Raw genomic sequence first — 23,188 nt, 5'->3', positions numbered from 1 at the left:
CTATTGATTATTGATATAAGAGTATAAAAATGGAACTGGATCGTTTCGATAAACATATTCTAGAAATATTGACCCATGAAGATGTCAATCTGAATGAACTGTCCGAGCGGGTGAATTTATCTGTCAGTTCGGTGCATCGTAGGATCAAACACTTAATCGATCATAATATTATCAGTGGCTTAAAACGTGAAATCAATTACCAAAAATTAGGTTTCAGTCTGCATGTGCTGTTGCAGGTATCCTTAAGCAAACATGATAGCGATACTTTTGCCAAATTTCTGGAAGAACTGGAAAGTATTCCCGAAGTAATTAATGCTTTTTTGGTCACCGGTCAGTCGGCAGACTTTATTGTTGAAGTCGTGGCAAGAGATATGGAAAATTATAGTGAAATCCTGCTTAAGCGGATTGGAAAAATTGAGCATGTGGTGGCACTGCATTCCAGCTTTGTGATTAAAGAATATAATGTCTTTAACTGTAGCGGATTACTCAATAAAGTTTAATCAAAGCTAGGTTGGTGGACAGCCATAAAAAAACGCACCCTAAGGTGCGTTTTTTGAATCAGACATATTTAAGCATCAAGTTCTGCTAAAACTGCGTCTGAGAATTCAACGTTGGTATAAACGTTTTGTACATCATCCAGATCTTCAAGCATATCAATCATTTTCATGATTTTTTTCGCTTGATCGATGTCTGTGATTTCTGCTTTGGTTGAAGGACTCATCACTACTTCAGCATTGTCAGATTTTAAACCTGCAGCAGTTAAAGCATCTTGAACTTCACCGAAGGCTTCAGGTGTGGTAATGACCAAGATATCATCTTCAGTGACTTCGATGTCTTCAGCACCTGCTTCTAATGCCACTTCCATGATTTGATCTTCCAAAGACACATCTTCAAAAGTGATCTCACCACGTTTCGTGAACAGGAATGCCACCGAACCATTGGTGCCTAAGTTACCATCAGTTTTAGAGAAGCAATGACGTACGTCAGGCACAGTACGGTTCAAGTTGTCAGTCATGGTTTCAACAATAACCGCAACACCACCTACACCATAACCTTCGTAGGTCACTTCTTTCAGGTCATCGTTATCTTCGCCACCAGCACCACGTTGAATGGCACGGTTGATCACGTCACGTGTCATATTCACTGATAATGCTTTTTCAACCACAGCACGTAGACGAGGGTTGCTTGCAGTATCTGGACCACCAAGCTTTGCAGCAGTGGTTAATTCACGAATGTATTTGGTAAAAACTTTACCACGACTCGCATCTTGTTTTGCTTTGCGATGCTTAATATTGGCCCACTTGGAATGACCCGCCATGCGAACTATGCTCCTTGTAGATTGGCTGTATGCCTATCAGAATGCCGAAATTCTACCATAAGCGTTTTTTTAAAAAAAAGTGTCTGGATTTGAGATTTCAGGATAAAAGCAAAAAAAAGCGCTAAATTAAGAAAGAGTGGAAATAGGATGGGGCATTTCTGATTTTGTTTTTATACATTTATATAAGTAGATGAACAAGACATGAACAGCAGGATTTCTGTTCATGTCAGTGCTTTTAGAGAAGCTTATTCTGGAATAACGATATCCAGACCAACCTTGTCTTTATACAGTTGTTTGATCAAAGCCAGGTCATGCGCAAGGTCTGTCGGATAGATCTTGCCAAGAATGCCACCTTGCTTGGTTTTGGAATTGGCGTATAACAACACGATCGGTACATTGGCAGCCTTGGCAATATGCCAGAAACCGGTACGGATCGGTTTGCGTGCTTCACCCTGTTTGGCTCGTGTCGCTTCGGGTGCAATCACCAGATTGAACTTTTCATTCTTCTGAAAATGTTCCACCATCTGGGTCACGATATCTTTACTGGCCTTGCGGTCAACCGGAATACCACCCACAGCGTTCAAGAGCGGTTTGAACGGTCCTTTAAATAATTCTTTTTTGATCAAGGTATGAACCTTGAGGTCGTAAATCTGGAACAAAGCAATTGACAGTACTGCATCCATCATTGAGGTATGTTCAAACCCGATAATGACCTGTTTATCTTCAAGTACATCTGGTTCGACATGATATTGCCAACCTGCAAGTTTAAATGCAGATTCGCCAAGGAATTTATTTAGCATAAGTACGGAGAAGTAAAAGCTGTATGTAGAGAACTGCATAATTTCATCTTGTTCGTCTATACAGTCAATAGGCTTTTAAATAAAATCAGCAAATAATGTAAAAATCTATAATTTATTCATCTTTTTAAGCTGCAAGATTAAGAGTTAAAATATATAAATAAAATAATATTAAGATCTTAAAAATATCAGTATATACAAAAAAAGTCTTAAAATGATGAAAAAATGACTATTCAGAGCATACTTTGGTTATTAGACTTTTGTCGAAGAAGAAGACTGATCTAGGTCTTTTCTATTTTCTTACTCTTTCTACTCTGAGATTGAAAAGTATGACGTACATGACAGCCTTCGTAGTCTCCCTATTGATTTTTGCGCTTATAATTGTATGGTCTTTGATCGAAATTAAGCAGGATTTACATAAAGACGAAGAAATGAAGTCTGAATTCTAGTCATTCTATCTTCTTTAGTTCTAGGCTATTCCTTTAACATTGCTGCCTGAGTAATAAAGAATTTTGATACCTTATAGATATACTAAGACCTTAAATCTATCAGTTTTACGCTTAGTAGACCGGATTAAATTCAAGATACAGGCTCATTTATCTTAAATGATGCAGCATGTATCTCATTTTTCTATATGCCTCCTATACTGAAGTCTTAAGTAACTGAATTTTGACTAAGACAAGTCGCCCATGATTGCTGCCTAAATGTTCAAGCAGTTATAAAAGCACTTGTCTTTCCAAAAAATCTTAGCTAGTATTCATGACGCCTGAACTTATTGATAATTAAAGTTTTCAGCATATAGGGCCTATAGCTCAGTTGGTTAGAGCAGCGGACTCATAATCCGTTGGTCGACAGTTCAAGTCTGTCTGGGCCCACCAAATTTTATAATCATATGCACTCATATGATACTTAAACCCTTAATTCTAAAAGAGTTAAGGGTTTTTTATTGCTTTGTTTAAACTTATATAACTTCGTATGGGAACACGCTCTGTGTATCCTTGTTTGTATCCTAAATTTAAAATATAACTCAGGGATACACCAAGGAAAAAATCACTGGAGATTCCATAAGTTATGAATGTTTTTGATGTTAATACTCACGATGATATTCGTCTAAGATCTGTATCGCAGAATACAAAGGTTCGCCGAAAAAAAAGTGTTGAAGAAATTTATAAAACACTTAAACCCAAAGCGAAAGAATATCGTGAGCCTACTGATATTCCAGGTTTGTATTGTAGGGTTAAACCGAATGGCAAAAAACATTGGCAATATCGATATAAGAATGATCAAGGAAAATGGGCATGGATAGGATTAGGTAGTTATCCATCTGTAAGTTATGCGCAAGCACGTGAAAAAGCAGAGGCCATGACGCTAGGTGAAATACTAATTCAAACACAGGTTGAGATTAAGAAAATTCAGCTTGAGGAGGAAAAGGCTTTATTCTCGCATCTTATTTATGAGTGGTTAGAGCGAAAAAAGCAGACTTGGGCTGCTGATACTTATAAAAAGGAAAAACAATCGGTTGAACGACATTTAATTCCTGTCTTTGGACATCGACCATATAAATCAATTACACCAGCAGAATGGTTGGAGTTTTTTACTAACAAGCAAATGAATGAAGGAATTTATAACAGAATTGAAAAGCTTATTTCATGTTGCTCAGGTGCTTATGGTTTAGCAAAATTTAAAAAAGGTATTTTATATAATCCATTGGAAGGGATTGGTGATTATTTAGCGAAAGGGGAATCTCAAAGTATGAAGCATGTAGCTATTCAACAGCTTCCAGAAATGATTTCATTAATTCGAAATTCCTCATCCAGACCGATTGCAATAGGCTTAGAACTTTTAATACATATGTTTCCTCGTCCAGGGGAATTGCGACAGGCGAAATGGGAGCAATTTGATTTTGATGAGGCGGTGTGGATACGTCCCTCAAATATAATGAAAAAAGGTATCGAACATGGGATTCCTTTGTCCAAGCATGTCATTAAATTATTGATGGAGCTAAAGAAAATTTCACCTGAAAGTGAATACTTATTCCCAAGTCGCGATAGCATTAATAAGCCAATTTCGAATTTAACATTTAATGCGGCATTGAATCGATTAGGTTATCGAGGAAAACAAAATCCACATGGATTTAGACATATTGCATCCTCCAATTTGAATAAACGCTATAGTGACAAATGGCAGGTGATCGAATCAGCATTGGCTCATTTAAAAACTGGGGTCAAGGGAGCATATGATAAAGAGGCACACTTAGAAGAACGATATGAAATCATGGAGTGGTGGAGTGGTTATATTGAGTCTTTACTTAAGCATTAACACAAAAACGTGATCACTTTTTTTGTGTTTTAGGACGGATGGGATTTGAATTATTTTTTTTTGATAGCATGGTTTCTCTATTATTAAACGAGGATCCTCAATTGGATCATTTTAGAGCACATACATCACATACTCGTCGTAGTATTGTACGTACTGTTAAAAATTTTGATGATTTAGATATACCAGTGGTTTGTCACAATATGAAGCCATTTCGCTTAAAATACAACCAAGTTTGTGAGTTGCTTAATGTAACACGAGATTGCTTACGTAAAATCATCGAAAATGATCTTTCATTTCCAAGACCATTGAAAGAATGTAGTACTCGTCAAGCAGCAGTATATTTTGATACAGCTGAAATTGAAGAGTGGTATAAAACTTACAAAGCTAAATGTAGGAGTGAATAATCACTATTTAAACAACCATCTAGGCAATACTAGATCATCAATTCCACATAGCAAACACACAATGTGTTTATATCCATTTCGGGGCTATGCAAAAAAACCACGTTAGGTGGTTTTTTAATTTTCAAGTCGTCAGATTTTATATGCTGGGTCGAATCTAATTATGACCTAAAGAAATAACGAATTTCTCAATCATTCTCCGCTCTACCTCAGGTAATTTTTGCAGGGTGCTCACAAGGGGATCAACACCTAACGCACTCATATCTTCACTTCGTCCTAGGATGTAGTCTGCTGATATATTAAGTACGACAATGAGCTTATAAAAATTTTCTAAAGAAGGTTTACGTGAGCCCGACTCAAAATGCGCAATAGAGGTTACGGGTATTCCCGTTTTTTCCGCCAGTTCTTGCTGTGTCAGCTTTCGTAGCTTTCTGACTTCTTTCAATCGAATCTTAAATTCATTCGAGTCTAATTCAAGTGTCATTATTACCGCCAAATAGACAATAAAAACTTGACGTTTTAGTCATGTTTTTATATAAATATAGATATAGTTTAGATGTTTACTTGTTAAACGAGAAGCAACTAAATCATTACTTGATAAAAATCTAAATCAATTGAAGGCCAAACGATCATGATGGATTATTCTTCGAGTCGAATTGTGACATCGATGCATCCTAGTATTCGCCATCTCAATATTCGCAATGTAGCTAAAATTGTAGCCTCAAAAATTATTTGTAATACGCAATTACAGTTGCAATATAATCCTGACTTTTGTCGGCAACTGGGCGTATCAACCTATCTCAACACGCACATAGGATTAGCTTATTTCATTGATGATCGCTATTTTGACCATTATGGTTTACAACCAGAAAACTTAATAAATTTTTCAGATGTCTATGCTCAATTGTTGCATGACTTTTATGAGTTTTCAGGTTATCAGCCAGATCAGCTATGATCTAGGTTGCGACGGCGTACACAGGATCAGTAAAACCAACATGCAATAGCGTAAGACGGTTAGTGCTTTTCCATTGTTTTGGGATACTAGCTCAAACTTAAAAGAATTATTTAGACTGCTGTTCATGCTGCAAGATAGAAATTTAAACTGCAGTCGTTCCATGAGCTTTTCCTCAGAGATTTCAGAAGATATAGCAATCTGCCAATATTTTTCTGGAAATAAAGAATAAATTCCTGTCAAAAATCGATTTGCTAGCCTTATATCAGCACTATTAAAGATTAATCCAGCATGTGAAATGTTGGCTTTCATTTCAAAAATATGTAGTGCATTTAAGATGTTTGCATCATCACTTTTCAATTTATTAAGCCGTTTAAAAAAATACTCTAAGACTATTTTTTCTTCCTTGGTTTCAATATGTGGAAGTATGCGTTGTGATTTATCAGCATCAATAATGAAGCGAGGTCGGTTCTTGCGATTTTTGAGTTGTTTGAGCTTAAGTATATTTTGTTGCCACAGCATGAGTGTCTTAATTGGAAAGTCATACTTTTGAGACAGAAGCTCAGGTGTATAAGATTGATCTAATGCTTTGAGTATTTTTATGATCAGTGCAGACGGATATTCTGATCGAGCAGTACCATAGATGCAATCATCAGTAGGTTTTTGCTGAATTTCTTTTTTATTGATTGGCATACTTGATTGTTTATCTATGCCTAATGGTATTACATGAGTCGCTTGAAGCATTTGAGTGTCAAAACTGCTGAGGTGGATCTCTTGAGCATGTTTCAACGGCGTTATTAAAGTTGGACAGATTTTTTGAATAATTTGGGTGGAAAGCATCAGATCAAATTGACGTAATTGAAAACCTGCCATCACATAGCTGAGATGGATATAGCTTCGGAAGGTCTCGTTTGGTTCAATATGACCGAGCAGGTGCGCAATTAAATACCAGCTGTCTTGTGGTGCTTTAGAGCGTAATAGATGACTTCTGATGAGGTTGTAATGATCGTTTGAATAGTCCGTGAATGCAACTACAAACTCGTAGTCCATAGTCAAAATTATAGCGAGGTTATTCGCTGCAGTATGCCGTAAAGAATGAAAAGAATAACGATGACCAGGCAATATTGCATCTAGGATGCGTTGAAAAGGAAGTGTCACCATATTAGGTTTAAGGCGTTCAGTACTGTTCCACATCGTGAACAAGTATTGACTGGGCCTATAAGCACGGCGCCGTACTTGACAGTAATGTTGAAATTTAAGATGCTCCTCTTGAGTTAGTAGAATTTGAACGTTGAGATTGCGTTCAGCACTATCTGTTTTAAGTAAATGTTGTTGATGCTTTGCACGATATGGACGTATCCAAATTGAACTGGCTTGAATACCTTCAACATCCTTGATTCGCATGCCGAGTATTTCATTAATCCGCATGCCCGTACGAAACGCTATCGTATATACGATACTGAGCATTTCTAAATCATGGGCTGTATAGCTTGGGCTTTTATAGTATTCAAGTCGCGCAAGCATCTGTTGGAATATTTTTGCAGAGATGATTTCGGCTTTCGGTGAGCTTAAATGAAACCTTTCATTCTGCATTGGGAACACATCAGCATCAAATATGACACGCTGAAAGTGATGAAAACGTTTTAAGAGATCAAATTTTTGTGATTTAGATTTACCGACGCCGTTTAACATACGCTTGTAGATCACTTCTAGGTGATCATTGAGATTGCATTCTTCTATAAAATCGGTGCTATGTAATAACCATGACTCGGCAAGTTTAGTGTAATAACTATAGATTGAAGAATGACGAATCTTCTGCTGATGATTGATATAGAGTAAGTACTTGTTTTGATCGAGCTGATAAAGCTCTGTGATTTGCTTAATATCTTCTGTAGTCGGACGAAATAAGCTAAATAGCCAAAGCCCAAGCCGTTTCGCATTTTCTGGAAGATAGGCATGTTGGCTGTGCAGCAGGTTACATAGATCCGAGGTAGTCTTATGCCTATTTTTAAAGAACGTCAAAATTTGTTTATGCAAAGCAGTAAGTGCCTCAAGAGGATCTTCAGTGTGTAATTTTTCCTCTTTTACTCTGTTGTTGATATTTTGGGGCTGTGGTTCTTCAGTTTGATCGGAGTGGTCAAGTATTAGCTGAGGTGAGAGATAGCGTTTAAAAGCACTTGGACTTAAGCCACAGCTTTCTATTTCTTCAGTTAAACACTGTGCAAGCGCAGGGCTTAATTTGACCTTGTCTAGTTGCATAAATGAATGACTGGAGGTTTGTAAAAGCTGATTAAATTTCTTCTGGTTAAAAGAAAGCTCTAAGGCATTAAAAACGTAACGGATATAAGTGTAACAATCGTGTTGGATATCTATTAATTGTGTCTTAAATCGAGTAATCCAGAGCTGTGTTAGCCGGTCTGGTACAAAATTTCGAGATTTCCTTAAGGTTTGTTTAGGATCATATAAATCACCATATTGCGGCGATTGAGGTTCTAAGAATAGAAGCGGAAGTTGTAAGGTCTGAAGATGGTAGATTGCTTCATCAGATTTGAGATGTTCAAGTAAAGCATTCAAGCTTGAATGATGTGAAAGTCCGCCGTACAGGATTGCACTTATAAGAAGATTGCCAACAATTTCATCATCCGAAAAATATTCTACAGTATGCCAATAACGCCAGAGTCGCTCTTTTAAATATGTGAGATATTTCGAATTCTCTAACCAAGATTCATTAAAGAGTAAAGAGGCTCGTTGAATAGAAGCGAGGTGCTGCGTAGGCAGTGGTAAGTCTGCATCATTGGTGCGATTGTATTGAATGATGTGTTTGCGGAAGTGCTGATAAAAGCTCTTTTTTAAAGAAAAGCTTACTTTTTGTTGCTCTAAGTGCTGAATCACTTGGTTATAGAGATCTGGGAAATTTTGTGATTGTTGTGCCTGTTGTAATTTTTCTTGGGAGAGAAACTCCTCAATAATCAATTGAATATGTAAGCGCTCTTTCATTTGTTTTTTATTTCTATCTTTAGCACGGCGCTCATGTGCATAATGTTTTTGTTTAAGCATGTTCATACATCCCATCAATTTGGTAAGCGTGCTGCATATCGTTGAGGCAGTTGGCGAGTTCTTTATATTGTTGAAGCGAAAGACTTGAGAATTTTTGCCCCATTTCTTGTTGGTTTTGCTCATGCCCAAACAAAGCCAGAATGAAGTTTTCATCTGCTTTTTCGGTGAGATATGCACGAGCTGTGTGCCTAAGCCAATTGGCATGATCAAGTTGCATAATACGAGTGAAACTGTTGACTAAATGAGGGCTGAGGGCTTGCCATTGACCATGTTGATAGACACTGAGAAGGGGTCTTTTACTGCTTAAAATTTCTTGAATATACGGTTGATGCTCTGGGTGTAGTTGTTTAAATTCATTTAAGTAGGTAATGAATAAGCGGATTTCCTTCACAACAAAATCACATAATGGGATTAAACGCCCATCATCCGTTCTTGAGTGAATTTCTTTATCAGAAATCCAAAGCCACTGTTGTTTTAAATCGAAATTTTTTAAGAAACCCGGGAACTCGCTGACAGGTCGAGCAGCACTGAACAATAATAAAATATGCCACAGCCAGACATTGTAATGATTGAACATCTCAAGCATTTGCCCATGGTGTTTAGCTTGAATAATCTGATGTTGTAAATATGCAAATATCGCCGTCACTGTTGCAGGTTTCGGCGCTTTACAGCTACCAAATCTTTCTCGATCATCATCAATGACATGGATTTCTTTTGCTAAATCATTTGATAGTTGTTGTACTGTACCCTGATAGCTTTGCTGCAAACGGTAGATTGGATACGAACAATATGAAATAGAAACTGATCGATTTGCATCGATGCCTGTAAGAATGTCGGCTAGTTGTTCATTTTGAGTGTAATGGTAAATACAGTGATGTAATAAAACACTTATTTTTTTAGTTGATAACGACGGAATGAAGAGTTCTTCACGGCATTTTTTTAATGCATGTGCGACCTGTTCTTGCTTCACTGTTGGCGGTTGTCTTAAACCCTCTACCAGCTCTTTTACTAAAGGCAAATCGAAATGGGTCACCTGATTAAGCAATTGGTCTTTGTATTCAAAAGCAGAGTCCTCAAACAGTGTGAATTTGGAACGTAGAAAATATTGATCGTTTTCAAAAATGACCTTCTGTCGTTTATTGAGTGCATAGCGTTGTCTGGATTGTAGATATAGCCATTGCTCAATAGGAACACCACTCAAGAAACTGAGTAAGATAAAAAGATATGCTTTGTTTTTTTCTGGATGATTTAAATAGAGTTGATGACAATGTTGTACAAGTAAGCTCAGGCTATTGAAGTCTGGATAATGCTTGCTACACATAAAATCATGCTGCTGTCTAATAATGTGTTGTTGTGTGAGCTGGCTAATTTTATGTTGTAAAAAACTAGATTGGCTTGTTAATGGCGATACCTGTGCTGTATTGATGGAGTATTGCTGATTTGGCTGTTCATCCTGTAATTTCTCGTAATATAGAGCAGGATCTTCCTTTTGTAGTATGTCTTGTGGGCAGCATAAAATTGCGCCGTACTCATCTAGATAATGTGGTTCATCTATGTGTTTGGGCGGTGCTGAATAATTTTTTTTAGGTTTCAGTGCCAACACATAATCATAAAAACGCCGTAGATCAAGAATCAATAAATATTGAAAACGGTTCAGATTAGAATTGGTTTCTAAGCTGCGTAAGCTCTTTACAAACTCAGCTAATGGTGTTTTATCGCTAGGAAGTTGTTGCCATAGCCATAAATATTTTTGTTGAGACTTACTGAGCTGTGTTGCTTGCTGCGATGCAGCATAAGCTTCATTTGCTAACCTAAATCGATCAAGTACTTTAATAATCGTTGTTTGATGGTCTTTTTTACCTGCATTTGGAATAGATTTAAGAATGCAGACAGCATGTAAATTGTGGACTGACCATCGCTGTATAACAGAATGCTGGGAGTGCTGTTGTACTGAATAAATATACGCACAAATAGGATGTGCTGAAACAGAAGGTGGAGCAGGTAGAAACAGTGATTGGTGATTCTGCTCTATCTCATTATCGAGCTTTAATAACTGCTTCAGTTCAGGAATATCAACTGTGCGATTTAGGTATTGCTCAAGTACTTCAGCATAATGATCGTGTATGAACTCTTGCTCTAAAAGGCGCTGAATTAATTGCTTAGCCTGCATGTTGCGCTCTCCAAAAAAGGTTTGGGCTCGGTTCAGAATGTTTGAGTGCTTCGCATTTTTCAGTGAGTTGCTGGATTTTTTCGGTGTAACTAGAATGGATTTTTTTTTGTTGATACAAGAGCTGATTACGACTACAGTCGATAAGTTTTGCGAGCAAATCGAGCGATAACTCACACCGTGGTTTTTCATGATGAAGAGCGTTTAAATCGTAAATTGCTTGTTTTGAGAGTGATGTATTGAGTGCACTTAATAAGCTATTTGGTTGGATAAGGTTAATCTTAATTTTAAGCTCAGTGATTAATTTGAATAAGTGCCAGCTCAATTGATATTCAAGCTTGGGTAAATCAATGTCGGTGAGCACAACGTAGCTTGCGTCTATACGCAGATTTTGCTTTTTGGAGGCGTATACAAGCAGAAAGTTATCTAATACACAGAATTCACTCCCTGAAATTGTTGAGAGACAAAGTAACTTGATATCTGGCTGAATAATTGAAGGCAGCCGTGCCGCCCTAAATATTTGTGCATAGCAATTGTAAATTCCACTTAAAGGTGGATATGGAGCAAGGATGACCTGATGTGAGTCAAACTTTGCTTTAGCGTTTTTCTTCTGACCTGATTGTTTAGATGCCATATTCATGCTCCTTATTTTTTTAATGTATATAGAGACATGCTTAAAAAGTTAATTTCAAAAAAAAGATCAAGAAAATGGTTATAAATGTGGGTGGTTTTTGATGAATTTGAATTTTTTTTAAAACTAGGCTAAGGGTTACTTAGATAGATTTTTTTATTTAAGTTATTGATTCTTTGTTTTTGAATGTGGCTGGTTTAACTGTGTTTTGTATTTTTCTTATTTTATTTATACGGAAGAACAGCCAAGATTGCGTCCACCGGAAACTGATGATAGGACGTTTATTATGTTCAATTTTAGCTAGGGGTAAATGCTCATTTAGTTAGGCATAGATATTAACAAAGAACTGGCAACTAACATGAGAGCTGTGCCATATTTGGATCTAAAGATTTTGGTGTTTGACCTGATTTTTATATGACGGTGGGCACAACACATAGCTAGATGAGGATAATGAATAATGAATTATTCCGAAAATGATAGTCCGCTATATATTGCGTCAGTTATCGGTGAGCGCTTAAAACGCATCCGATTGAATCAAGATATGACACAAGCGGAGATTGCTAGTAAAGCTTGGGTTAGTCGAAGAGCTGTCCTCCAAGCGGAAAAAGGTGATGTTCGACTAGCCGAGCTGATCGCTATTTTAGGTGCGCTCAATATGTTGGGTAATCTAGATCAATTGATACCTGAAGTATCATTTTCACCGATACAGTTGCTTAAGCTCAAAGGTAAAGTTCGCAAAAAAGCCTCAGGTAATAATAAGCGAACTCAAAAACTGGTTATAAAGACCGCAAAGCCAGAATTAGATTGGTGATATACCTTCACGATAAAGAGCTTGATAAGTTTGAGGGAGTACCAAAATGGTATGGACAGACGTGAAGGGCTTACTAGAACAAACTTTTAATGATCGGTGTATTTTATATCAACCTTCAATCTGGCCCATTGCTCATTATTGAGCATAAAGCTAAAAATTTCTTTATTTTCAATAATACTTAAAAAACTCATAGGCATACTAATTAATATTCTTTTGTACAGTCTATCTCTAGCAAAACATGTTGTAAATCAGGCACAATGAAACTATAAATTTCAAGTTTTTATAGCCTGAGTGCTAGCGGTATTTTTTAATGACAAATAATAATTTTTCACAAGTAGCAGCTTTTATCTGGTCGGTTGCCGATCTCCTGCGTGGTGACTTCAAACAATCGCAATACGGTCGTGTGATTCTCCCATTTACGCTGTTGCGCCGTTTAGAGTGTGTACTTGAAGCCAGTAAAGCAGATGTATTGGCAGCCAATGAAAAAGTGAAACTCATGCCACTGCCAGAGGAAGCTAAAGAAAAGATATTGCTCAGAGCCACAGGTGGTTTGTCATTTTTCAATACCTCAGAACTGGATTTAGGCAGCCTGGGTCAAAAGGACATCCGTTCAAACCTCAATACTTATATTCAAAACTTCTCCAAAGACGCACGTGAAATCTTTGAACACTTCAAGTTCGACGAATTTATTGGTCTTCTGGATGATGCCAACTTGCTTTATAAAGTCGTTCAATATTTTTCAGATCCTAAAATTGATCTCAGTCCAAAAAATATATCTAACCATGAAATGGGCTTGGTGTTTGAAGAGCTGATCCGCCGTTTTGCCGAAGGTTCAAATGAAACTGCAGGGGAACACTTTACCCCGCGTGACATCGTTCGCTTAACCACAGGTCTGGTATTTAGCAAGGATGATGATGTGCTGAGTGGTGACGGTATTATTCGGACCATTTACGATCCTACGGCGGGTACGGGTGGATTTTTATCCTCAGGTTCAGAATATGTGTATGAGCATAATCCAGATGCGGTGATGCGCGTTTTTGGTCAGGAGTTAAACCCTGAGTCTTATGCGATCTGTAAAGCAGACATGCTGATTAAAGGTCAGGACGTGCGTAATATCAAACTGGGTAATACGCTGTCCAATGACCAGTTGGCCTATGAGAAGTTTGACTACATGCTATCGAATCCGCCATTTGGGGTGGACTGGAAGAAGATCGAATCAGATATTAAAGACGAGCATGAGCAAAAAGGCTTTGAAGGTCGTTTTGGTGCAGGCTTGCCACGTGTATCTGATGGTTCATTGCTGTTCCTGATGCATCTGATTAGCAAGATGCGTAATAAAGACGACAGCACGGCGCAAGGCAGTCGTATTGGTATTATTTTGAATGGTTCGCCGTTGTTTACAGGTAGTGCGGGCAGTGGTGAAAGTGAAATCCGCCGTTATATTTTAGAAGCAGATTTGTTGGAAGCGATTATCGCGCTACCCACCGATATGTTCTATAACACCGGTATTGCGACGTATGTTTGGGTACTCAGCAATAAAAAAGAGACTCAACGTAAGGGCAAAGTACAGCTGATTGATGGTAGTAACCTGTACAGCAAAATGCGTAAGTCGCTTGGCTCTAAGCGTAATGAAATGGGCGAAGATGATATCGCAATGATTACCCGCAGTTATGGTGACTTTGAAGTGACGGATGCACGTGAACTGGATAAACCTACAGAGGTTAAATCTAATCGTGGTCGTCAATCGGCTAATCCTAAAAATGAAGCTGCTAAAACCTTTTCTAGCAAAATCTTTAATAGCTACGAGTTTGGCTACCGCCGTGTGACCATTGAGCGTCCATTGCGTTTATCTGCTCAGGTAAGTGATGACGCCGTGGCATCCTTACGTTTTGCCCCGAAGCCGTTTAATGCAGTGATGCAAAAGGTTCATGAGCAATACGCTACGAACTGGACAGAAGACAGCTATGGTCAGCTTGATGAGTTTGATGTGGAAATCCGTGCGCTGATTAAAGCGGAATTTAGCGAGCTGAAAGAAAAAGATATCAAGACCGTGCTTGAATCAAAATTGTGGTTAGAACAGCGTTCATTAATGCGCAAAGCTGAAAACCTACAAGCGAAGCTTGGCACGGCGCAGTTTGATGACTTTAATGCCTTTGATGATGTCCTCAAACAAGCACTCAAAGATGCCAATGTGAAGCTTGAGACCAAAGAGAAGAAGCAATTTATTGATGCGATCACCTGGAAGAATGCCGAAGCTGAACCTTTCATCAATAAAGTGGTGAAAGGCTCAGAAAATCCGCTTTATGGTCAGTTTGCTTATAAAGGCAAAGTGGTTGAGTTTGTGCAGGATGGTGATTTGCGTGATGCAGAAAATATTGCCTTAAATCCAAATGTCAGCACCACCGATTTAATCGAGTCTTACTTTAAGCGTGAGGTGCAACCTCATGTGCCTGATGCGTGGATTAATGCCGATAAGCGTGATGCTCAGGATGGTGAAATTGGCATTGTGGGTTATGAAATTCCGTTTAACCGTCATTTTTATGTGTATGAACCGCCACGTGATTTAAGAGAGATTGATGCGGATTTGGATGCGGTCAGCCGTGAAATTATGGCACTTCTGCAAGAGGTACATTCTTAATGGCGAAGTATCAGAAATACGCGGAATATAAGGACTCAGGAGTTGAGTGGTTGGGGGCGATTCCTGGTCATTGGGGAGTTACTCAATTAAAGCGGCTAGGGAAATTTATTACTGGAATGACTCCATCAACTGCGGTGGAAGCTTATTATTCTGATGAAATAACAGAATATGGATGGATAAGACCTGAAGATATTTTGGAAGAGTCTGAAAAAGTGGAACCTACGAAGTTTTTAACAAAGCTTGGATGGGAAACACAGCGTACTATTCCTGCTCAATCAACGCTAATTTGTTGTATAGGAACTATTGGAAAATTAGGTTTTTTAGGAAAGAGAGCAGTTACGAATCAACAGATCACAGCACTTGTTCCTAATGTTAGGGGCTTTTCTAAATATTATTACTATTTATTAACTGCTAGTCGGAATCAACTAGAGCACTTGGCTACAGGGAATGTGGTTAAGATTCTGAATTCTGAACGTTTAGGTTCTTTATGGTTACCTTTACTTAGTAGTCAAAATGAGGCAAGACAAATAGTACATTTCCTCGACCACGAAACTGCAAAAATTGATACTTTAATTGCTAAACAAGAAAAGCTGATTGAACTGCTTAAAGAAAAACGTCAAGCGGTCATTAGTCATGCAGTGACCAAAGGTTTAAATCCAAATGTACCGATGAAAGATTCAGGTGTGGAATGGTTAGGGCAAGTGCCTAAGCATTGGGATGTTATAGCCATATCCAAGGTCACACAAAAAATTACGAATGGTTATGTTGGACCTACTAGAGATATTTTAGTGGAGGAAGGTATTCCATATGTACAAGCAACGCATATTAAAAAAGGTAAAGTGAATTTTGATAATGCCTATTTTGTACGAGAAAAATGGAGTAATGACCACGCTAAATCAATCTTGAAAAAAGATGATGTATTGATTGTTCAAACTGGTGCGGGCACTGGAGATGTTGGGTTAGTATCAGAATCTGAGGAAGGTTTTAATTGTCATGCTTTGATTATCCTACAACCAAAGAAACAACAATTATCAGGTAGTTATTTAGCTTATTGCCTTCAATCAGATTATGGATATGCAACTTTATATTCAATACGTACAGGTGGTATGCATCCACACTTAAATTGTGGAGAAGTGCAATTTGTAAAAATATCAGTACCTCCTTTAGATGAACAGGTAGCGATTTCTAAATTTATTGAGAAAAATATTCAAGACTTTGATCAACTGATTGAAAAGGCTAAATTAGCTATTCAACTCATGCAAGAACGCCGTACAGCCCTTATTTCCTCTGCCGTGACAGGTAAAATAGACGTTCGGCATCATGCCTCACGCCCTTCGGGCAACGACAAAAAACAAAAGGAGGGTATCTAAATGACACCATCACGTTTTTGTCGTTGTCCAAATCGGCTATCCCTGCCGATTTGTGACGTACGTGATTGGCAACATCCCAATGAGGCGAAAATGGGGTTAAGCTCATGAGTATGTTGAGCTGCCTCAAACCAATGCGTACTCCAGCAGATACAAAAAATCATTGCATAAATAATTGCAATGATTCACTATATGCTCAACAACACCCGACAAGGCTAGGCAAGCAATTGCATCCTCAAACTGTCGGGTTACTTGTTTCTGGAGCCCTAAAAAATATAACAATCCGGGCAGGCCATCTATGAAATCTTTTAACAAGCCTGCCAAAACCTTTGCTGAACAAATTGAGCTATTAAAAGCGCGTGGTATGCAATTTGCCAATGAGCAAGATGCACAATTTTACCTAGAGCAAATCAATTATTATCGCTTAGGTGCCTACTGGCTTCCGTTTGAATACACCCATTCACCACATTGCTTTAAACCAGATACCAGTTTTGAACAGGTGTTAGCGCTGTATGTATTTGACCGTGAATTAAGGTTACTTATCCTGGATGCCATAGAACGCCTGGAAGTTGCCGTTCGTACCCGTTTTGCCTATGAATTGGCACATCGGCATGGCTGTCATGCCTATCTGCAAGGGCAATATTTTAAACCCGCCTTTAGATGGCACAAATTATTAGAATCACTTGAAGGTGAAGTAGACCGAGCAGACGAAGTCTTTATCGAACACTATAAACGTACCTATGATGATCCTGAATTACCACCGATTTGGGCAACCTGCGAAGTCATGAGTTTTGGGCAACTGTCCAAATGGTATCAGCTCTTGGCACCGATTCAGACACGTAAAGCCATTTCCAGTCATTTTGATTGCGATGAAAAACAGTTTGAAGGCTTATTGCAGCATTTTGTCTACTTAAGAAATACCTGTGCTCATCATTCAAGACTATGGAACCGCAAATTTACCAAAACCATCGCCAAGCCGCGCAGTAAGCCGATGGGGCTTCGGGTGCAATGCAATTTTGAAAATACCAACGCATCAGATCGAAAAATTTATAATAGTCTGGTATTTCTACTCTATTTCATGGACAAAATCGCCCCGCAGCATACATGGCGTAAACGTCTGGTTGATCTGCTTTTGATACATCACAACATATCAAAAACAGCGATGGGCTTCCCTGAAGATTGGCAAAGCTATCCAGTTTGGCAAATAGAACAGTAATAAAGAAATTTGAGTATTTAGGGGGAGGGGAAACATGAGATCGGATGCAACTTTAGAAACTATCTTCCAGCAAGATATTATTGCGCAAATGCAATCGCATGGCTGGATTGTGGGTTCTGGGCAAGGCTACAATTGTGAAAAAGCCCTGTATGAACAAGACGTAATCGACTTTGTACAAAAGACCCAACAGGCCGAGTGGCAGAAATTTAAAAACATCTTCCCCAATGATACCGAGCGCCATTTTTTAGATACCGTGGTGGCTCAGCTTAAAAAAGCCGATATCAATGCCACCGATGTTGAATCCCGCAGTTATGGCACATTGGGCATACTACGTCATGGCATCAAAACCCGCGGCACACGCTTCTCATTCTGTCAGTTTAAACCTGAACATGGCTTAAACCCCGAACTGAATCAACGCTACCAACAAAATATCTGCCGTGTCGTGCCTGAACTGGTGTATAGCCCATACACATCCAAAGCTGAATTAGAGGCAACTGGCAAACAAGCCAAAAAATGGCGCATCGACCTGGTGCTGTTTATCAACGGCTTTCCTGTGGCAACTCTGGAGCTCAAGTCCGAATTTAAACAGGCTGTGCAAAATGCCATGACACAGTACCGAAAAACCCGACTGCCCAAAGACCCTGAAACCAATAAGCCTGAACCCTTGCTGATGTTTAAGCGTGGGGCATTGGTGCATTTTGCCGTCAGTCAGTATGAAGTCTATATGGCGACGCATTTGAATGGTGACAGCACCTACTTCCTGCCATTTAACAAAGGCACCAAAGATCAAGGTGCAGGCAATGATGTGCCTGAAGATGTGAACGAATACGCCACAGGCTATTTATGGAATGAAGTCTTAACCCCAGATAGCTTGCTGAATATTTTGGGTAACTTTATTCATTTACAGATTGAAGAAAAGGAAGACTGGGAAGGGCGTAAATATAAAAAAGAAAGCCTGATCTTCCCCCGTTATCACCAATGGAAAGTGGTGAATAACCTGGTTCAAGATTCATTGGCAGAAGGCACAGGGCAAAAATACCTCATTCAGCACAGTGCCGGTTCGGGTAAATCCAACTCGATTGCATGGACGGCGCATCAGCTTTCTAGTCTCTACGATGCCAATAATAAAAAGATGTTTGATTCGGTGATTGTGGTGACAGACCGAACCATTCTGGATGCACAGCTTCAGGATACTATCTACCAGTTTGAACATGCCGATGGCGTGGTGGGGCGGATTAACAATAAAGAAGGTGATGGCTCTAAATCCGAGAAACTGGCCAAAGCCTTGGAAATGGCCCAGCCGATTATCATCGTCACCATTCAGACCTTCCCGTTTGTACTGCGTGCGATTGAAAACAGCACCAGTTTAAAAGAACGTAAATACGCCGTCATTGCCGATGAAGCCCATTCATCCCAAAGCGGTTCCACGGCGCGTCAGCTCAAAGAAACTTTGATGATTGAAGAGCGTGATGAAGATGAACAGCTTTCTTCTGAAGATGTACTCGATGCAGTGATGGCATCACGTAAGGGCAGTGCAAACCTAAGCTTCTATGCCTTTACCGCAACCCCAAAGGATAAAACCTTACAACTGTTTGGACGTTTGCCCGATCCAAGCATGCCGCCGTCTAAAACCAATATTCCTGTGGCATATCATGTCTATTCAATGCGCCAAGCGATTGAAGAAGGCTTTATTCTGGATGTGCTGAAGAATTACACCAACTATAAAGTGATCTATAAGCTCAAGCAGAAGATCGAAGAAAAAGATGCTCAGGTCGATGCCAAGAAAGCCAAGACCAAGCTGAATCAGTGGGTACGCTTACACGACCATAATATCTCGCAAAAAGTGCATATCATCATTGAGCATTTCAAGAAGAATATTATGGGCTTGCTCGGTGGACAAGCCAAAGCCATGGTGGTGACCAGTTCTCGTAAAGAAGCGGTACGCTATAAACAAGCCTTTGATAAATACATTGCTGAACAGAACTATGCCAACATTCAAGCCATGGTGGCATTCTCAGGCGATGTAGAATTTAATGCCAATGATGCAGACAGTAGTCATCTGTTAGGTCAGAAATTTACTGAAAGCAATATGAACCCGAATATGAAAGGTCGTGAGATGCGTAAGGCATTTGATAGCGATGACTTTCAGGTGATGATTGTGGCGAATAAATTCCAGACCGGCTTTGACCAGCCAAAACTGTGTGCAATGTATGTCGATAAGAAATTGGGTGGCGTGGAATGCGTACAGACCTTATCGCGTTTAAACCGGACCTATCCTGCGAAAGCTGAAACAGGCACCTTTGTGCTCGACTTCTTTAACGATCCACAAGACATTCTCGATGCTTTCCAACCGTATTATCAAACGGCAGAACTGGCGGATGTATCCAATCCCGATCAGGTTTATGATCTGTTTGAAAAGCTGAAAGCCGCAGGTATTTTCCTCTGGACTGAGGTAGAACAGTTCGTTGAGGCCTTCTACAGCAAAAATAAATCCAGTGCAGCCCTCGCGAACATCTGTAAGCCCGCTTTACAACGCTGGCAGCACCGTTATAAACAAGCCATCAATGATTATGACGTTACCAAGAACCGTTTAGAGCGCTGTAAGCAGACAGGTGACGCCGTATTGATTGCCAATGCTGAAAATGAATTTGCAGAAGCGAAGAAAGCGCGTGATGCTCTGGAAATCTTCAAAAAGGATTTAGGCAGTTTCACCCGTTTCTATGAATTTATGTCTCAAATCGTGGAATATGATGATCAAGAACTTGAGAAGCTCAGTCTTTTTGCGCGTAACTTACGCCCGATGCTGCGTGAACAAGCTGCGGACGAAGATGAAATTGATCTGAGTAATGTAGCAATGAGCCATTACCGCTTGTCTAAGCTTCGTCAGCAGGATATTCAGCTTAAAGCAGACAGTACTGAGCATAAATTGGAGCCTGGGAATGATTTGGGTACAGCCAAGGCGAAAGACAAGAAAGAAGACTTCCTGTCGGTGATTTTAAGCCGTGTGAATGAGATCTTTATCACGGATAAGCTGACCGATAAAGACATGATTAATTATGTGCATACCGTCGCAGATAAGATGTCTGAGAACACACGCATGATGAAGCAGATCCAAAACAATACCCGTGAACAGGCGATGCTGGGAGAGTTTGATACGGCGCTTGATGACGCCGTATTGGATAGTAATGCAGCGCATATGGAGCAAATGACACAGTTGATGAGTGATCCTGCGAAGATGAAGCAATTTGCGCATATTATTTATGATGTGTTGGTGAGTAGACAACGTTAGGTTTTTTAACAACAAATTTTTTATAAAGATTGAATGAAATATAAAGAGGGTAATGTGAATACAGCTTCTAAGATTAATCATGAAGAAAGAGAAACTCTAGTACAACAAAGAGAAATATTACTAAAAAGGCTTAAAGACCTGCAATTTAAGCTTTTTGATGAAAGTTCTCCAGAAGTCGTTGAACATCTTAATCAGCTTCAATTAGAAAAAGTAAAACAACAATCATTGTTAAAACAGGCTCAATTTAAACTCGAGCAACTGGAGCCGCAATTAAAAAATTTTAATGGGGGTGCTGAGAAAACTTTGTTGGAAGCAATTAGTAAACAGGGATGGTATAGTTTTAAAAATAAACCAGAAATACTATTGGACAGTAAAACAGGGTTATTGTTTCCAAATTTTGAATATGTTCCACATATTCAATACAACAATTGGAGAAAAGAAAAGCTTAACTATGCTCCAGGAAATATTGGGCTCGGTAAATGGACTTCATTAGATAAGATTAATTATAAGGATTCAGATTTTTATCCATTGTTATGGGAGCGTTATTATAGGTTAGATAAGTCTATCATAAATAGATATCCTTTTAAATTTGCAGGAAATAAAGCAGTTAATATTTATGTGTATGATGATAAAGATTCACCATCATATGGTTGTTATAAAGAGTTTAGCAATAAGAGCAAAAAGTATAACACAGGGTATTTCCCTACGCAGCCCGAAGCTTTAATGACTTTCCCTACGTTATCAATTTTCTCTACGCCAGCGCTTGCTTTAAATTATTTGCGCTTTTCTCCAAATGAAAAGGCAAAAGGTATTTTAAATTTTTTTATTGAGCAAGACTGGATACCTAATTTTGAGCCTTTTATAGAGGCATTACATGATGATGCTAATTTTCAACACCGTTTTGATGAAGCTCAAAAGCAATGTGATGAATATAACCGTATCTTTGATGCCTATTACCAACGGATACAAATACAAAAACAGCTAGTTAGCTTGGAATCACAACTTGCAGATATACCTGCTCCAGCACCTATTAAGGTAATTACATCAGACTTTAACTATCGCCTAGATCTAAATAATTACGACTTAGATATAGTTCAAAAATCTGTCTGGCAGTATAGCCAAGCGAGCCAGAAATGGATTAATACTTTATTAAACCGTATTGATGAGTGGGAAAATGGGCATCTCAACCTCGTTAAAAATACAGTTGAACTCAATCAAGAGTTAGATAAAAAGCTACCTGTAAGTATTAATGTGACCCCTGAAGAAAAGCAGTTGCTTGAAGCACAACTACAACACCTTAAAAAACGTCTTGATCTAGGTTTAACGCCGTTGCGCTCTCATTTAATTAACCTTTTATCAGAAGCTAAGCAGATATCTTCTAATTTAGAACAGACGAATACCTTGATTGGACTAGCTCAGCTTGAACAACAAATACGTCCAAGCTTTGAATTGCTTGCAGAACACACCGCAACACTTTGCACCAAGACATTGAAAGAAATGGAATGGCTGGATCAGTCACTTGATTTTGTAAAGGTAGTTGTAGGTGTTCTGCGCAAATCAGCAGAAGACTATTTCATTCTCATTGATAAATATCAGCAAGACCTAATGCAGATTGGTCTAGACAATAGCATTGAAGCTGAAGAAATCACGAAGTGGTTTGCTGAATGGCGTAGTGAACGGTTATCCCTTTTAAAACAGATTCAGCCTTTGTTGGATGCTGGCTTAAATAAAATCATAGATGAACAAACTGTTCTTGATGTATTGCCATGTATTGAACAGTATCAATCAGGATTGGACCAGTTCTATCTACAAAAACGTTTAGGTATTCATACGACGTATGCATTCCAAGCGAATGGGCACCGTCAAGAGAAGCTTGAAAAAGAACAAGAGCTAACAAAATTAGTTCACCAGTTCATGCAACAGTTGGAAAAGATCATCTTTAATACTAAAACAACGGCGCAAAAGATTTGGCTTATACGATTCAGTGAGGTTTGGCAACAAGGCGTAGTAAATGAAATTACAGAATTTGTAGCTAAAGAACAGCTAATTGAACGTGATGATATTGTTCAAATCATGAGTGAAGAATTACGTAAAGTGCAACAACAGAACTTAGCAGCATGTTTGCAGGATGCGCAAAGCTATAGCGAAGCATTGGCACAACGAGAAAAAGACGTAAATACATTGATATTTAAAATGCGTAAAGCATTAATGAAATAAGAGGGGAA

Annotated in this window: 16 protein-coding genes and 1 tRNA gene; 11 read left to right on the top strand and 6 right to left on the bottom strand. The window is 38.8% G+C overall.

Going from position 1 to position 23,188, the window contains the following annotated elements:
• Window positions 1-29: 29 nt before the first annotated feature.
• Window positions 30-500 carry an Lrp/AsnC family transcriptional regulator gene (locus NI469_RS03450; protein ID WP_004645518.1) on the top strand — a complete coding sequence of 157 codons (471 nt, stop codon included), beginning with the start codon at window positions 30-32 and terminating at the stop codon, window positions 498-500.
• 68 nt (window positions 501-568) lie between these two features.
• Here the strand turns inward: NI469_RS03450 and NI469_RS03445 are convergent, their stop codons facing one another.
• Window positions 569-1,318 carry a YebC/PmpR family DNA-binding transcriptional regulator gene (locus NI469_RS03445; protein ID WP_004645516.1) on the bottom strand — a complete coding sequence of 250 codons (750 nt, stop codon included), beginning with the start codon at window positions 1,316-1,318 and terminating at the stop codon, window positions 569-571.
• 245 nt (window positions 1,319-1,563) lie between these two features.
• Window positions 1,564-2,118 carry a 1-acyl-sn-glycerol-3-phosphate acyltransferase gene (locus NI469_RS03440; RefSeq protein WP_253174443.1) on the bottom strand — a complete coding sequence of 185 codons (555 nt, stop codon included), beginning with the start codon at window positions 2,116-2,118 and terminating at the stop codon, window positions 1,564-1,566.
• A gap of 798 nt (window positions 2,119-2,916) precedes the next feature.
• Here NI469_RS03440 and NI469_RS03435 point away from each other — a divergent pair.
• From NI469_RS03435 to NI469_RS03425, 3 genes are all read left to right on the top strand, one after another.
• Window positions 2,917-2,993: transfer RNA gene (locus tag NI469_RS03435), tRNA-Ile, on the top strand.
• A 193-nt stretch (window positions 2,994-3,186) separates the two neighbouring features.
• A complete protein-coding gene (locus tag NI469_RS03430; RefSeq protein WP_004637174.1) occupies window positions 3,187-4,434 on the top strand; it encodes a tyrosine-type recombinase/integrase in 1,248 nt (415 codons plus the stop codon).
• Window positions 4,435-4,472: 38 nt separating this feature from the next.
• Window positions 4,473-4,838: a helix-turn-helix transcriptional regulator gene (locus NI469_RS03425; RefSeq protein ID WP_005265731.1), complete on the top strand. Its 366-nt coding sequence runs from the start codon at window positions 4,473-4,475 to the stop codon at window positions 4,836-4,838.
• Window positions 4,839-4,992: 154 nt separating this feature from the next.
• On the opposite strand, the gene NI469_RS03420 is transcribed toward NI469_RS03425, so the two are convergent.
• Window positions 4,993-5,319, bottom strand: coding sequence for a helix-turn-helix domain-containing protein (locus NI469_RS03420; RefSeq protein ID WP_071851762.1), 327 nt, complete (start codon window positions 5,317-5,319; stop codon window positions 4,993-4,995).
• Between the two features lie 147 nt (window positions 5,320-5,466).
• Between NI469_RS03420 and NI469_RS03415 the strand changes: the two genes are divergently transcribed.
• Window positions 5,467-5,790: a hypothetical protein gene (locus NI469_RS03415; RefSeq protein WP_082180568.1), complete on the top strand. Its 324-nt coding sequence runs from the start codon at window positions 5,467-5,469 to the stop codon at window positions 5,788-5,790.
• Here NI469_RS03415 and NI469_RS03410 read toward each other — a convergent pair.
• From NI469_RS03410 to NI469_RS03400, 3 genes are read right to left on the bottom strand one after another with little or no spacing between them, the layout of a single operon-like run.
• Window positions 5,785-8,844, bottom strand: a complete 3,060-nt coding sequence (locus tag NI469_RS03410) for a tyrosine-type recombinase/integrase (RefSeq protein ID WP_071851765.1) — start codon at window positions 8,842-8,844, stop codon at window positions 5,785-5,787. The genes NI469_RS03415 and NI469_RS03410 overlap by 6 nt on opposite strands.
• The gene (locus NI469_RS03405) at window positions 8,837-11,014 is read right to left on the bottom strand and encodes a hypothetical protein (protein WP_071851768.1); all 2,178 of its coding nucleotides are present in this window, start codon (window positions 11,012-11,014) and stop codon (window positions 8,837-8,839) included. Before NI469_RS03405 ends, NI469_RS03410 begins: the two co-directional genes overlap by 8 nt.
• Complete coding sequence (locus tag NI469_RS03400; protein WP_153566648.1) at window positions 11,004-11,645, bottom strand: hypothetical protein; 642 nt, start codon at window positions 11,643-11,645, stop codon at window positions 11,004-11,006. Before NI469_RS03400 ends, NI469_RS03405 begins: the two co-directional genes overlap by 11 nt.
• A 454-nt stretch (window positions 11,646-12,099) precedes the next feature.
• Between NI469_RS03400 and NI469_RS03395 the strand changes: the two genes are divergently transcribed.
• The 6 genes from NI469_RS03395 (at window position 12,100) to NI469_RS03370 (ending at window position 23,180) form a co-directional block, all read left to right on the top strand.
• Window positions 12,100-12,453, top strand: coding sequence for a helix-turn-helix domain-containing protein (locus NI469_RS03395; protein ID WP_086044667.1), 354 nt, complete (start codon window positions 12,100-12,102; stop codon window positions 12,451-12,453).
• Window positions 12,454-12,763: 310 nt separating this feature from the next.
• Window positions 12,764-15,091 (top strand): type I restriction-modification system subunit M, encoded by a 2,328-nt coding sequence (locus NI469_RS03390; RefSeq protein ID WP_253174422.1) that lies wholly within the window; start codon window positions 12,764-12,766, stop codon window positions 15,089-15,091.
• Window positions 15,091-16,461 (top strand): restriction endonuclease subunit S, encoded by a 1,371-nt coding sequence (locus NI469_RS03385; protein WP_253174421.1) that lies wholly within the window; start codon window positions 15,091-15,093, stop codon window positions 16,459-16,461. Before NI469_RS03390 ends, NI469_RS03385 begins: the two co-directional genes overlap by 1 nt.
• Before the next feature lie 295 nt (window positions 16,462-16,756).
• Complete coding sequence (locus NI469_RS03380) at window positions 16,757-17,674, top strand: Abi family protein (RefSeq protein ID WP_253174420.1); 918 nt, start codon at window positions 16,757-16,759, stop codon at window positions 17,672-17,674.
• Between the two features lie 34 nt (window positions 17,675-17,708).
• Window positions 17,709-20,963, top strand: coding sequence for a type I restriction endonuclease subunit R (locus NI469_RS03375; RefSeq protein ID WP_253174419.1), 3,255 nt, complete (start codon window positions 17,709-17,711; stop codon window positions 20,961-20,963).
• A gap of 54 nt (window positions 20,964-21,017) precedes the next feature.
• Window positions 21,018-23,180 carry a hypothetical protein gene (locus NI469_RS03370; RefSeq protein ID WP_253174418.1) on the top strand — a complete coding sequence of 721 codons (2,163 nt, stop codon included), beginning with the start codon at window positions 21,018-21,020 and terminating at the stop codon, window positions 23,178-23,180.
• Window positions 23,181-23,188: the final 8 nt, after the last annotated feature.

This window comes from Acinetobacter lwoffii (genome assembly GCF_024129735.1).
Taxonomy (GTDB): Bacteria; Pseudomonadota; Gammaproteobacteria; order Pseudomonadales; family Moraxellaceae; genus Acinetobacter; species Acinetobacter lwoffii_H.
This window is presented reverse-complemented; position numbering and strand designations above follow the sequence as displayed.